General features: G+C 68.5%; 14 protein-coding genes. 5 read left to right on the top strand and 9 right to left on the bottom strand.

Features of this window, described 5'->3' with window-relative positions:
* The first annotated feature begins 5 nt into the window (after positions 1-5).
* Positions 6-770, top strand: coding sequence for a siderophore-iron reductase FhuF (gene fhuF / locus HUW53_RS09985; protein WP_237345604.1), 765 nt, complete (start codon positions 6-8; stop codon positions 768-770).
* 18 nt (positions 771-788) lie between these two features.
* Here the strand turns inward: fhuF and HUW53_RS22175 are convergent, their stop codons facing one another.
* The gene (locus tag HUW53_RS22175) at positions 789-1,130 is read right to left on the bottom strand and encodes a GNAT family N-acetyltransferase (RefSeq protein ID WP_237345603.1); all 342 of its coding nucleotides are present in this window, start codon (positions 1,128-1,130) and stop codon (positions 789-791) included.
* Between the two features lie 312 nt (positions 1,131-1,442).
* Complete coding sequence (locus tag HUW53_RS09975; protein ID WP_237345602.1) at positions 1,443-3,158, bottom strand: cyclic peptide export ABC transporter; 1,716 nt, start codon at positions 3,156-3,158, stop codon at positions 1,443-1,445.
* A 653-nt stretch (positions 3,159-3,811) separates the two neighbouring features.
* Here HUW53_RS09975 and HUW53_RS09970 point away from each other — a divergent pair.
* Genes HUW53_RS09970 through HUW53_RS09960 form a run of 3 tightly spaced genes read left to right on the top strand, consistent with a single transcriptional unit; the run spans position 3,812 to position 5,837 of the window.
* Positions 3,812-4,507 (top strand): GNAT family N-acetyltransferase, encoded by a 696-nt coding sequence (locus tag HUW53_RS09970; RefSeq protein ID WP_307500096.1) that lies wholly within the window; start codon positions 3,812-3,814, stop codon positions 4,505-4,507.
* Positions 4,447-5,094, top strand: coding sequence for a SidA/IucD/PvdA family monooxygenase (locus tag HUW53_RS09965; RefSeq protein WP_307500094.1), 648 nt, complete (start codon positions 4,447-4,449; stop codon positions 5,092-5,094). The genes HUW53_RS09970 and HUW53_RS09965 overlap by 61 nt, the downstream gene beginning before the upstream one ends.
* The gene (locus HUW53_RS09960) at positions 5,094-5,837 is read left to right on the top strand and encodes a thioesterase II family protein (RefSeq protein WP_237345600.1); all 744 of its coding nucleotides are present in this window, start codon (positions 5,094-5,096) and stop codon (positions 5,835-5,837) included. The genes HUW53_RS09965 and HUW53_RS09960 overlap by 1 nt, the downstream gene beginning before the upstream one ends.
* A gap of 99 nt (positions 5,838-5,936) precedes the next feature.
* Here the strand turns inward: HUW53_RS09960 and HUW53_RS09955 are convergent, their stop codons facing one another.
* From HUW53_RS09955 to HUW53_RS09945, 3 genes are all read right to left on the bottom strand, one after another.
* Positions 5,937-6,548, bottom strand: coding sequence for a gamma-glutamyltransferase (locus HUW53_RS09955; RefSeq protein ID WP_307500124.1), 612 nt, complete (start codon positions 6,546-6,548; stop codon positions 5,937-5,939).
* A complete protein-coding gene (locus HUW53_RS09950) occupies positions 6,548-6,943 on the bottom strand; it encodes a GntR family transcriptional regulator (RefSeq protein WP_237345599.1) in 396 nt (131 codons plus the stop codon). Before HUW53_RS09950 ends, HUW53_RS09955 begins: the two co-directional genes overlap by 1 nt.
* A 261-nt stretch (positions 6,944-7,204) precedes the next feature.
* Complete coding sequence (locus tag HUW53_RS09945; protein ID WP_237345598.1) at positions 7,205-8,143, bottom strand: LysR substrate-binding domain-containing protein; 939 nt, start codon at positions 8,141-8,143, stop codon at positions 7,205-7,207.
* Between the two features lie 181 nt (positions 8,144-8,324).
* Here HUW53_RS09945 and katG point away from each other — a divergent pair, with 181 nt between their 5' ends.
* On the top strand, positions 8,325-10,496 hold the full coding sequence (katG, locus tag HUW53_RS09940; RefSeq protein WP_237345597.1) for a catalase/peroxidase HPI: 2,172 nt from the start codon (positions 8,325-8,327) through the stop codon (positions 10,494-10,496).
* A gap of 22 nt (positions 10,497-10,518) precedes the next feature.
* On the opposite strand, the gene HUW53_RS09935 is transcribed toward katG, so the two are convergent.
* From HUW53_RS09935 to HUW53_RS09920, 4 genes are all read right to left on the bottom strand, one after another.
* The gene (locus tag HUW53_RS09935) at positions 10,519-10,881 is read right to left on the bottom strand and encodes a hypothetical protein (protein WP_237345596.1); all 363 of its coding nucleotides are present in this window, start codon (positions 10,879-10,881) and stop codon (positions 10,519-10,521) included.
* Positions 10,882-10,958: 77 nt separating this feature from the next.
* Complete coding sequence (locus HUW53_RS09930) at positions 10,959-11,360, bottom strand: hypothetical protein (RefSeq protein ID WP_237345595.1); 402 nt, start codon at positions 11,358-11,360, stop codon at positions 10,959-10,961.
* A gap of 158 nt (positions 11,361-11,518) precedes the next feature.
* Positions 11,519-11,965 carry a DUF3617 domain-containing protein gene (locus HUW53_RS09925; RefSeq protein ID WP_237345594.1) on the bottom strand — a complete coding sequence of 149 codons (447 nt, stop codon included), beginning with the start codon at positions 11,963-11,965 and terminating at the stop codon, positions 11,519-11,521.
* Positions 11,966-12,013: 48 nt separating this feature from the next.
* Positions 12,014-12,982: an OmpA family protein gene (locus HUW53_RS09920; protein WP_237345593.1), complete on the bottom strand. Its 969-nt coding sequence runs from the start codon at positions 12,980-12,982 to the stop codon at positions 12,014-12,016.
* Between the last annotated feature and the right edge of the window lie 3 nt (positions 12,983-12,985).

The raw sequence follows: 12,985 nt of genomic DNA, 5'->3' as shown, positions 1-12,985 counted from the left end.
ATCACATGCTCGCCGTCCTCGCGCCCATCTTCCACGGCCCGCTCGCGCCTTATGCCGACACGCTGGTGCTGCCCGGCGAGAAGCCCGGCGCCATGCCGCTGTCGGAACTGATCGCGCCGGCCGGCCTCGATGCTGCGCTGGAGCGGGTGGCGACGTATTTCGGCGGCGACGACCGTCGGGTGCTCGCCTCGCTGTTCTCCATCCATTACGTGCACATCCTGATGCCGGTGATGGTGGTGGCGCAACTGGTGCTGGGCCGGCACCTGCCGGTGGCGGTGGACGCGCTGTCCGTGGTGCTGGACGAGGACGGGCTGCCGGACCATTTCGTGCTGCCCCACGATGGCCATGCCGACGACGAGGGCGATCCCTTCGTGCGCTTCCAGCCGCTCATCTTCGATCATCTGGAGCCGGTGTTCAGGGCGCTGTCGGCGCGTTCGGGACTTTCCGCGAAGGTGCTGTGGACCAATGCCGCCAATCTGTACGAAGCCATCCTGAGGGAATTGGAGGGCGCCGGTTTCTCTCCGGGGGTGGTGGTGGCGGGCGAGCGGCTGGTGAACAGCCCGCGCTGGCCGGACGGGCGGCGCAACCCGTTTCACGCACCGGTGCGCTATGTGGAGGGACCCGGCGGCGAGCGGCGCTGGCGCCGGGTGTGCTGCGTCAGCTACCTGCTGCCCGAGCGTGGCTATTGCAGCAATTGCCCCCATGTTCTGGCCAAGGCGAAGATGGCGGGGACGGACGGGGCCGCTGCCTCCGCCGCGTCGTCGCCCTGAATATTGCCGGCGCCGGGGTCAGGCGGTGGCGGTTTCGCCGTCGGGCTGGAAGCACACGAGGGCGGGCCGGGCGGCCACGGCGAAGCCAAGCCGGGCATAGAGCCGTTCCACCGGCCCAAGGCCCGCGCATTGCAGGAAGACCGCTTCGACCCCCAACGTTTCGGCGTGGGCCAGCGCGGCGCGCGTGACAACGCCGCCGAGCCCGCGTCGTCGGTGCGCGGCGCGGGTGCCGACATTGTAGAGCCCGGCGAGAGAGCCGACCCGGTAGAGGGAAGCCGCCGCCACCGGCACCCCGGCTTCGTCGCGCAGGACCAGATGGCATGGCGCCACATCGCCACGGGTCTCCGCCGCGTTCAGCACCGCGACATAGGCTTCCGCTGCCGCGACCAGGGGCGGCGAAGCCGAGCGGGGCGAAACGGGCGGCGAACGCCTCCATGGTGGAGGCGCGTACCGGCTCGGAGCCGGAGAAGGCGACGTGCCAGCACGACAGGTCGAGGCCCTCGATCTGGGCCGGATCGATGCGCTCGACGCACATGCGGTAGGCGAAGTCGGGTCCGCCTTTATGAGCGCGCGCGGCGCAAAGAGGCCCGGCGCCCTGCCTTTCGGGTTGGCGCGCCCGGCGAGATGAATGTCCCTCACCAAGACGAATCCGGTGGCGCGAAATTTAGGGGGTCAGGCGACGCCGCGTCGCCCCGTCCCGGCCGGAAGGTCGGCGGTGATGCGGCCGCTTTCCATGTGCACGATGCGGTCGCCGCAATCGAAGTAGCGGTCGTCATGGGAGATCACGAGCACGGTCTTGCCCAGCGCTTTCAGCTCCGGCAGCAGCTCGCGGTAGAACACGGTCTTGAACGCGGGGTCCTGGTCCGCCGCCCATTCGTCGAACACCAGGAATGGGCGATCCTCCAGCACCGCCGCCACCAGGGCGAGGCGCTTGCGCTGTCCGGTGGAGAGGTCGCGGGTGGAAAAGCGCCCGTCCTCCACGCTCACCTTGTGGGTCAACGCGAGCCGGGCGATGAGCCGGTTGGCGCGGGCGTCGAGATCGGGCGCGCCGGACAGGCCGACGAGGCTCTCGAACAGGTGGAAATCGCCGAACACGGCAGAGAACAGCCCGCGCTGGGCGCTGCGGATCGCGCCGTCCACCGGCACGCCGTTCAGCAGCACCTGTCCGCTTTCCGGCGCATAGAGGCCGGTGACCAGCTTGGCGAGGGTGGTCTTGCCGGAGCCGTTGCCGCCCACCAGGAACACGATTTCCCCCGGCCGAAAGGCGAGATCCACCGGGCCGAGGCGGAACATCTCCGAGGTGCGGTCGTCCCAATAGGCATGGGTGACGGCCTCGAGCGCGAGGCCGGTGAATGGCACCGGTGGCGCGGGCGCGGCTTCGTGGGCGGCGAGGGCGGCCTCGGTCTCCTGAAGGCGGCGGCCGGCGACGCGGGCGAGGGCGAGGCGGGGCAGGTCTTCCAGCACCGCGGCAAGGGGACCGACGAGATAGAGCAGCACCACTGCGTAGCCGGTCGCCACCGCCCCGCCGCCGGTGAACACGAACAGCACCAGCCCGATGAAGCCGAAGATGATGAGGCTGCCCCAGGCCGAGCCGAGGGCCAGCAGCGTGATGCCGCGGGTGCGGGCGCGGCGCACGCTCTCGATGGTGGCGCCGAGGTGGTGGGTGCGGAAGTCCTGCGCCTTGTCGCGGTTGAGCTTCAGCTCCTTGGTGCCGGATACCAATGCCGAGAGGTGGGAGAACAGGGCGTCTTGCCGCCCGCCGGCGTGTTCCAGGTGGTGCCGTGCGCGCCCGCTGGCCAGCATATAGCCGCCGACACCCACCGCCATCAGTCCCACCGCGCCCAGGAACAGGGCCGGCGAGAGCCATGCGAGGTAGCCGAGGCAACCGGAGATGGCGACCGCGTTGGTGAGCAGCACCGGCAGGCGCACCACCAGCGTGGCGATGGTGAAGACATCGTCGGTCAGCAGGGCCTGGATGCGGGCGGGGCCTACCTGCTCGACCGCGCGCAGCGGCGCGGCCTCCACCGTCGCGGCGATGCGGGCGCGCAGCCGCGCCAGCACCTCTTGCCCGAGCCGGCCGAACAGGATGCCGGAGGCGGTCTGCAACGCCACCGTCACCGCCGCCACCAGCGCGAAGGCGAGGCCGAGCCGCAGCAGGTTTTCCCCATCCGACATGAGCGCGAGATTGATGAGCACCACCAGCGCCACCGCGGTGGCGCCGCTGGCGAGGCTGGTGGCCGCCGCCGCGGCGAACACGACCGGGTTCTGGGCGAACACAAGACCCATAAGGGAAAAGTCGCCCGGCGGTGCGGCGGCCGGTGCGAGGGCCGGTGCAAGGGCCGGTGCAAGGGTCTGGGCGTCGGAGGGACGGGGCGCGGGGCGCTCCATGATGCGTGCGGTTCCCTGAGCTGCATGCGGCCGGCCGGAGACGCCGAGCCTTGAAGAGTGAGACGTTCGCCGCGCGCGGAAATTTAGGGGTGCGGCGGGTTTTTCGTCTCAGCCTGAGGAAAGCGCATCGCAGCGCCTAAATCGGCGGCGGGCGACAGCGTCATGTTCACCGAATGCCCCATTCAAGAGACGTGAGGGAGGGAACGCCGTGCGTGTGATGGAAATCCCGGTGATGGACATCTCCTCGGCGGAAATGACCCGGACGCCGCCTTTCGCCGAGGAGGGCATGGGCGCGCCGCAGGATGGCGGCCAGGACGGCGGCCAGGACGGCGGCCGGGATGGCTCCATGGTGATGGAGGATGCCGCCGGCACGCGGTTGCTTCTGTCCGCCGAGGGAGAGGCCGGCGCGCGCGCCCAATGGCGGGGGTTGGACCCCGACGCGGTGCGGGCGTTGCTGCTGCGCGCTCTGGAACGGGTCACGGCCATCCGGCCCGCGCCGACGCCGCTGCGGCTCCTGGGCCTGGATGCGGCGGACGGGGTGGCGCCGGCCGTTCGGGACTGGCTCGTCGCGGAGGGCCTCGCCGTCCCGGCGGGGGGCGGGGCTCGATGTTTTTCCCGGAGCCCTGTGGCAGCGACCGGAGTTGTGGTTGCCGATGGTGCGCGCGCCTTTTCCGCAGCGCTTCGCCTTGACCCAGGGGCGGCGCCATCCGGTGCGGCCGGCAAAGCCGGAGGGGGTGGTCTATGCGCGTCATATCCCCTGGCTCGGCGCGCGGTTCGAGCTGCGCACGGTGGACATCGCCGCCGACCTCCCGCGGTTCCATCGCTGGATGAACGATCCCCGCGTCGCCGCCATCTGGGACGAGGCCGGGGATCTGGCCAAGCACCGCGCCTATCTCGAAGGGCTCCAGGCGGATCCGCACCTGCTGCCCCTGATGGGCGCGGTGAACGGCGTGCCCTTTGCGTATTTCGAACTCTATTGGGCCAAGGAAAACCGCATCGCCCCCTTCTACGCGGCCGGCGATTACGATCGCGGCTGGCATGTGCTGGTGGGGGAGGACGGGTTTCGCGGGCGGGCCTATGTGGCCACCTGGCTACCCTGCCTCATGCACTACATATTCCTCGACGAGGTGCGCACCACCCGCATCGTCGGCGAGCCGCGGGCCGATCACCACCAGCAGCTTCGCAACCTGGAGCGCTCCGGCTTCGCGCGGGTGAGCACGTTTGAGTTTCCCCATAAGCGGGCCGCGCTGGTGATGCTGACCCGCGAGCGCTTCTTCGGTGATCGCCTGTGGGTGCCCGATGGCATCCTGCCGCAGGTGCCCGAGCGCGCGCCGCCCACCGCCATCTGAATCTTCCTTACGCCCCATGGACAGATCGAGCCGGATGGCGCCGTCGGCCGCGCCGCCGGGCCCTGATCGCCGACTTCAAGAGCACCAATTATTCAGTGGTGGATGCGGACCTTATCGAGCGCATCTATGCCCTGCTCTATCAGCAGCAGGTGACCGGCGACCACCGTCATCAGGTTCGGCGGCTGACGCAGGTGACCCATGCCCAGGCGGTGGGTGGCGCGGCCGACGGCGCCATCCGGCTCGACCTGTCCATGGGTCCGGACGGGGTGGCGGGAGCGGAAATCTATGATGCGGTGGTGCTGGCCACCGGCTACAGCCGCGACGGCGGCCGGGCGCTGCTGAGCGGGCTGGAGCCCTATGTTGCCATCGGCGCGGTGGGCCGCGACTACCGGCTGGCGACGGTTCCTGAATTCCGTCCGGCGGTGTTCGTCCAGGGCACCAACGAGGGCACGCACGGCCTGTCCGACACCCTCCTGTCGGTACTGGCCACCCGTGGCCAGGAGATCGCCGATGCGCTGATCGCCGCCTGCGCGGCGGCCGAGGTGGCGGCCGAGACGCAGATGCTGCGCCAACTGGCACGGATGTGATGGAGCGCGCGCCGGCCCGGCTGGTGCTGCTGCCCCACGCGGGCGGGTCGGTGGCCGCGCTGCCGTGGCGTGCCCGCTTGCCGCGGGCGGTGGCGGAAGGCGTCGTCGATCTGGAGCTGCCGGGGCACGGCCGGCGGTTCGGCGCGCCGTTCGCCCCCAGCCTGCGTGCCCTTGCCGCCGCGCTCGCCGCCGACATTCGCGCGGCGGTGGGTGATGTCCCGGTGCTGTTCCAGGGGCATTCCATGGGCGCTCTCCTTGCCTATGAGATCGCGCGGGAGCGGTGCGCGCAGGGCGGCGCGGTGGCCGGTCTCGTTCTGTCGGGACGGGCGGCGCCCCGCTGGCCGGCGGCGCGCGACGCGCCCCCGCGCCACCTGTGCGCCGATGCCGTGCTGGTGGACGAACTGCGCCGCCTCGGCGGCACACCGGCCGAGGTGCTGGCGGCGCCGGACCTCATGGATCTGGTGTTGCCGGTCGTGCGCGACGATTTCCGCCTGGTGGAAACCTATCGATGGGAGCCCGGTCCGCGGCTTCGCGTGCCGGCGGTCGTCCTCGGTGGCAGGGACGATCCGGCGACGTCGCCCGCGGCGCTCGCGGCGTGGGGCGAAGTCATTACCGGTCCCTTGCGGGTGGAGCACTGGCCGGGCGGCCACTTCTTTCCCTACCCCGAGCCGCAACGGCTGGCCGATCTGATCGGGCATTATGCCGTCGCCGCCCCGCTTCCCGCCGGCGCGCACGCGGGCTGAGGCGGAAGGCGGGCGGAACTTTAAGTGAAACCGCCGGGCGCCGGTCGACGCGGGCGGACATCGCGGCCGGTTCCCTGCCGGAGGGACCGGCGCCCGCGCTCAGCTCACCACGGCCTGCCCGTCGCGGCGGGGATCGCTGGCGGCGGCGTAGCCTTCCACCGCCGGGTCGCCCATGCGCCAGATGAATTGGCCGGCGCCGAAATCCTGATAGGTGTCGTGCAGCACCGCGACCTCGTGGCCGAGCGCCGCGAGCCCGTCCAGGAGGCCCGGCGGGTTGCCGGGCTCCAGATTGATGGACAGGCCCTGGTCGAAGCGCCAGCGCGGCGCGTCGCAGGCGGCCTGGGGATTCTGGGCGAAGTCGAGCATGCGCACCAGGGTCTGCACATGCCCTTGCGGCTGCATGTTGCCGCCCATGACGCCGAAGCTCATCACCGGTGCGCCGTCCTTGGTGAGAAAGCCGGGAATGATGGTGTGGAACGGGCGCTTGCGCGGCGCCACCCCATTCGCGTGATCGGGGTCGAGGGAGAAGCCGAAGCCGCGGTTCTGGAGCGAGACGCCCCATTCCGGCAGCACCACGCCGGAGCCGAAGCCCATGTAATTGCTCTGGATGAAGCTGACCATCATGCCGGAGGCGTCGGCTACGGTGAGATAGATGGTGCCGCCCCGGACCGGATTGCCCGGCGCGAACGGCTGGGCCCGGCGCCGATCGATCAGGTGGGCGCGCGCGGCGTGCCCCCGGTGGCGAGCGCGCGATTGACCCGCCCGGCCGCACCGCGGGCGGCCAGCGGCTCCAGCACGAGGCGCAGGGCGAACACCTCCTCCACATCCTTCACCGTGATCGGGGCGACGCGGTATCCGTGGCGCGGCATGGACACCACGACCCCGTCCTGGATCAGCCGCTGCAAGGCGATGCGGCAGCTGGCCTTGCCGATGTCGAGGCGTTCCATCAGTTCCGCCTCGGTGAAGCGGGTGCCCGGCAGGAACCGGCAGGAGATGATTTCGCGCCGCAGCAGGTCGTAGGCCAGGTTGCCCTTCAGGGTGGCGCTGGGAACCTCAAGGACTGTTCCCGAACCCGATGCCCGATTGTGTCCGCGATCCTCGGTCACCTTGATCACTCCTCAGCAGCTTAGTGAGCATCTTAGTGAGAAGCCTACAGGGTTGCAGTGACGCATCAAAGATAAAAGAGGATGCAGATGAGATATATATAAATACTTGAAATAAAATTATATTACAGAATGCCGGCGCCAAGGCGAGCGCTTTCTGTGGGAAACCTACAGTGGGCCGCTCAAGATTTGCCCACGCGCCTGTCGCCGGCGGGGCGACACCGCCGTGGCGGGAGGGCTATGGCGGGTCGCGTCAGGTCGCGTTCAAGAGGCCGTCGGGGGTCCTTCGAGCGCGGCAGAGGAGGTGCTGCCGCCGGAATGACCGGCCTCGCGCACGACCTCGGCGATCTGTTCGAGCTGCGCCGACAAAGGGGTCGTCTTTCGCCAGACCATGCCGATGGTCCGCGAGGGGCGCGGGTGCGCCAGATGCGCGATGGAGACGGACGCGAGGCGGGTCTCCAAGGGCACCGCCATGTGCGGGATCAGCGTCACCCCGATGCCGGCGCTTACCATCTGCACCAGGGTGGTGAGCGAGCTGCCCTCGATCAGATCCTGAGGCGGGCGCAAGGGCATCCGGCAAAAAGACAGGGCCTGATCGCGGAAACAGTGGCCCTCCTCAAGCAGGAGCAGCCGCATCTCCTGCAGCCCTTGTGTGCCGGGCACCGGCCGGCCCTCGTCCGCGGCGGGGCGGACCAGGACGAACTCTTCCTCGAACAGGGGGTGTTCGCTCAAGGCGGGCTCGGAGAGCGGCAGGGCCACGATGGCGGTGTCGAGCCGGCCCCCGACGATGTCGGCCACCAGCTTCTGTGTCACCGCCTCGCGCGGGCGCAGGTCCATGTCCGGGAACCGGCGCGCGAGGCGCTTGATGACCGCCGGCAGCAGGTAGGGCGCGACGGTGGGAATGACGCCGAGCCGCAACGGGCCCGTTATCGGGCCGTTGGAGGCCCGTGCCAGCTCGTCCAGCTCATCGACAGCACGCAGAATGCCGCGGGCGCGGTCCGCCAGTTCCGCTCCCAGGGGCGTGAGCCGGACCTGCCGGCTTCCCCTTTCCACCAGGGGGGCGCCGAGGATCTCCTCCAGCTCCTTCACCTGCACCGACAAAGCCGGCTGCGAGATGGCACAGACCTGCGCGGCGCGGCCGAAGTGTCCATGCCGGGCCAGCGCCTCGAAGTAACGAAGCTGCTTCATGGAGATGTCTGTCATAAGAATTTCATATCAAAGCGATTAGAAAATGCAAATTTTAATTATCATTATCCTGATGTAGCTTGAACTCGCAAACCGGGGCGCGCAGCCTGCGTCATGACCCCGTGCCGACGGGGCCGGGAGCGATGCGCCACGGCAGCGGTTGGCGAACGCCACGCGGTGGAATTGGAGGGTCAAGGGCATGAACGAGACGAAACCCGCCGGTAAATGTCCGGTGATGCACGGCGCCAATACGGAAATCGGCGAATCCATCATGAGCTGGTGGCCGAAGGCGCTCAATCTCGACATTCTCCACCAGCACGACACGAAGACCAACCCCATGGGGCCGGGCTTCAACTATCACGAGGCGGTCAAATCCCTCGACTTCTCTGCCCTCAAGGCCGACATGCTGGCCCTCATGACCGACAGCCAGGAGTGGTGGCCGGCGGATTGGGGCCATTACGGCGGCCTCATGATCCGCATGTCGTGGCACGCGGCGGGGTCCTATCGCGTGGCCGATGGCCGTGGCGGCGCCGGCACCGGCAACCAGCGTTTCGCGCCTTTGAATTCCTGGCCGGACAATGTCAGCCTCGACAAGGCGCGCCGGCTGCTGTGGCCGATCAAGAAAAAATACGGCAACAAGGTGAGCTGGGCCGATCTCATCGCGCTGGCCGGGACCATGGCCTATGAATCCATGGGTCTGAAGACCTTTGGCTTCGGTTTTGGCCGCGAGGATATCTGGTCACCGGAGAAGGATGTCTATTGGGGACCGGAAAAGGAGTGGCTCGCGCCCAGCGACAACCGCTATGAGAATGTCGATAACCCGGCCACCATGGAAAACCCGCTGGCGGCGGTGCAGATGGGCCTCATCTATGTGAATCCGGAAGGCGTGAACGGTCATCCGGACCCGTTGAAGACCGCCGCGCAGGTCCGCGAGACCTTCGCCCGCATGGCCATGGACGACGAGGAAACCGTCGCCCTCACCGCCGGCGGCCATACGGTAGGCAAGACCCACGGCAATGGCGACGCCGCCAAGCTCGGTCCAGCCCCCGAAGCGGCGGAGGTGGACCAGCAGGGCCTTGGTTGGGCCAATCCCGACCAGAACGGCCTTGCCAGCCGCGCCGTGACCTCGGGCCTGGAAGGCGCGTGGACGACTCATCCGACCACGTTCGACATGGGCTTCTTCGAGATGCTGTTCGGCCACGAATGGGAGCTGCGCAAGAGCCCGGCCGGGGCCTGGCAGTGGGAGCCGGTGGATATCAAGGAGGAGGACAAACCGCGCGACGCCAGCGACCCGTCGATCCGGCACAACCCCATGATGACCGACGCCGACATGGCCATGAAGGTGGATCCGATCTATCACGCGATCTGCCGTAAGTTCATGGCGGACCCGGAATATTTCAAGGACACCTTCGCCCGCGCCTGGTTCAAGCTGACCCACCGCGACATGGGCCCGAAGGCGCGCTACATCGGTCCCGACGTGCCCGCCGAAGACCTGATCTGGCAGGACCCCGTTCCCGCCGGCCGCACCGATTACGATGTCGCGGCCGTCAAGGCGGCCATCGCCGCGAGCGGGCTCACGGTGAGCGAACTCGTCGCCACCGCCTGGGACAGCGCCCGCACCTTCCGCGGCTCCGACATGCGGGGCGGCGCCAATGGCGCGCGCATCCGCCTCGCCCCGCAGAAGGATTGGGCGGGCAATGAGCCGGAACGCCTCGCCAAGGTGCTCGCGGTGCTGGAGCCCATCGCCGCCAAGGCGGGGGCGAGTGTCGCCGACGTCATCGTGCTGGCCGGCAATGTGGGCGTGGAGCAGGCGGCCAAGGCGGCGGGCTTCGACGTCACCGTGCCGTTCGCGCCCGGTCGCGGCGATGCCAGCGCCGAGCAGACCGACGCGGCCTCGTTCGAGGTGCTGGAGCCGATCCATGACGGCTATCGCAACTGGCTGAAGAAGGATTACGCCGTCAGCGCGGAAGAACTCATGCTCGACCGCACCCAGCTCATGGGCCTGACCGCCCATGAAATGACAGCCCTGGTGGGCGGCATGCGGGTTTTGGGCGCCAATCACGGCGGCACCCGACATGGCGTGTTCACGGACCGCGAAGGTGCGCTGACCACTGACTTCTTCGTCAACCTGACCGACATGGGGCATATCTGGAAGCCGGCCGGCAACGGCCTGTTCGAGGTCCGCGATCGCAAGACCCATGCCGTGAAGTGGACCGCTACCCGCCTGGACCTCGTTTTCGGCTCCAACGCGATCCTGCGCGCCTATGCGGAGGTCTATGCCCAGAACGACAACACCGAGAAGTTCGTGATGGACTTCATTGCCGCCTGGGCCAAGGTGATGAATGCGGACCGCTTCGATCTGAAGCGGTGACGCCGCCGCCTCTCCCGTCCGCTCAGGGCGGGGGAGGCGTCTTTTTCTTGCGCAGCGCCCGTCCATGTGGCGTGAGAAAAAGCCAGCCGAGGATGCCGGTGACGCCCAGCGCGTAGCTCATGAGATCGGGGCGGACGGCGAACCGAAGAAGCGGGTTCGCGCCGTGGAGATTGCGCCAGAGGATGATGTGGCGTTGCCGGGTGTCACGGGTGCGGAACACGCAGGGCGAGACGCTGTTTCCGCGCGCGAAGAACGCAAGGCTCAAGCCCTCGTGATCCAGGCCATGGGTTGCCGCATAGGCTTGGCATAAGGGCTTGATCGCCGTGAGCGCCACCCACCAGGACATCAGGCTGGCCACCAGAACCACGGCGCTGAGCATCGTCATGAGCCGGATCGCCCTCTTTGCACGAGCGATGTGGGCCTGGAACTGCGGTGGCGGAGCGCACTGGGGCTGCGGGCGCATCAGTCGGCCAGAATCTCGACAAAGCGTCGGGCGACCCACCCCGTTCTGCACGGGCCAAGATAGGCCCGCCGGTCGGGTTTCGTCGCCGGTATGGTTTCGCTGAACTGGCATCGCTCGGCCAGGGACGGGCCGGCGCCCGTGTCGCCGACGTGGTCATAGATGATGCCGATGAAGGCATCCGCCTGACTGTCCGCCGGGTGGGTGGCGATGACGAAGGTGCCCGGACCGAGCCGGTCGATCTCGGCGGCGCGCACCGTGGGGCCCTCGCGCACAGAGACGAAGCCGTCGCCGCCCGCCTTGAGACCGACGATCCTGGCGATGGCGCCGCCGGGGTCGATGGGCCGGCCATCGAGAACGATGGGGTTGACCGTGACCGGCTGCGGTCGGTGCTCCGCGGCCACGGTGACGAGCCCGGACCCGAAGAGGAGGGCGGCGCCGCAAAGGCATCTCAACCATGCTGTTGTCATCGATGCGATCCGGCAGGTGCCGTGGTGGCGGCACCGGGGAAGCGAGCATGGGGACCGGTGCGGGGGATGCCGGGGCATGCTCGCTCCCCGGATCAGGGGCACGGTCCGACGCGCTTTCCGTGCGAAGTCAAAATCATGGGCGGCGCGCCGGGAGACGTCATGGTGACCTTTCCTTCCATGGTCGTGCGCCGGTAGTAGAATTCGGCCGTTTGAAGGAGGGAGTCGCAGGTCTGGCGGAAGGTCACGCGTTCAGCCTCCGCCGTCACCTCTTCGATCTTGCAGCCCGGGGCCTGGGCCTTGATGGCCTCGCGGATGTCGTCGGCGGAACCGCGCGCGCCGCGTGCGCTGTCTTCATCGATGCAGCGCGCGTCGACCGAGGACATGGCGCCGGATGCGCCGCTCTTGAATTGCGATTCGAATTCCCACTGACCCGGCTGCATCCGCTCCTGGGCCCGAGCCGGCGTGGTGCCGCCCGTGGCCGCAAGGGTGGTGATGATGGCAAGGCAGATCACGCGCGGGGCGGGGAAGGGGTTGACCATGGGAGGATCCCTGCGGTTCGGGTTCTGGGCGGGCACTGGCGGGCGGGCTCAGCGCTTGACGAGTTCGACGCGACGGTTCTTCGCGCGGCCGGCATCGTCATCATTGGGGGCGATGGGCGCGGCCATGCCGGCGCCGAACGGCGTGAGCCGCGGTGGCGCGATGCCCCGCCGTTTCAGATCCTCCACCACGGCGGTGGCGCGGCGGCGGGAGAGATCGACATTGTAGTCGAACGCGCCCTTGGCATCGGTGTGGCCGGTCACCACCAGGGAGAGGGCGGGATCGGCTTTCAGCAGCTTTGTGATCTCGTCGAGGGTGGCTTGAGATTCCGCCTTGATGTCGGCCTTGTCGAAATCGAACTGGATGCCGTAGAGCGCCACCCGCCCATCGGTGGAGAGGGCCTTCGTCATGGCATCGGCATCGACGAAGGCGATGCGGCCGGTTTCGACGGGCTTTTCCTCCACCACGATCACATGCAGCAGCGGGCCGCTCCTGCTCTCGCCCACATAGATGGCGGCGTAGACGTCGCCGGTGGGGCGCGCGGCCCTGGCGAGCAGGTAGCGCACGCCGTCGCCATAGCGGTAATTGATGGCGCCGTCCCCGGCGAATGCGCTCATGCGGTACGGGCTCGCTGGGCCCTTCATGCAGTTTGCGCCGGCGCAAGCGTAGAGAAGCTCGAAGCCCTTGGCCTTCAGCGCATCCTCATAGTTCCGCATGATCTCCAGGGCGGACCGGTCCTTCGGCGCGTCGTAGCGGATGCGGGTGACCTTGCCTTCGAGCGTCAGCGAATTGCCGTCGGTGAATTTTTCGCCGTCCGCCTTGAGATCCACCGGGGCGTTGAGAAGATGCTGCTCGTCAAAGGCGACGGCCTCGTAGCTTGTGATCTGGGCGCCGTCATAGCGCCCGACCAGCGGATGGTCCTTGCCGCCGGGAAGATCCTTGGCAAGAGCTGGGGCGAGGCTGAGCAGCATCACGACGGCAAAAGCTGAAGGTCGGGTGGTGCGGCGGCATTTCGGCATGGG

Source organism: Xanthobacter agilis, assembly GCF_021730435.1.
Taxonomy (GTDB): domain Bacteria; phylum Pseudomonadota; class Alphaproteobacteria; order Rhizobiales; family Xanthobacteraceae; genus Xanthobacter; species Xanthobacter agilis.
The sequence above is the reverse complement of the archived record's forward strand: the minus strand, read 5'-3'. Positions and strand labels throughout refer to the sequence as shown.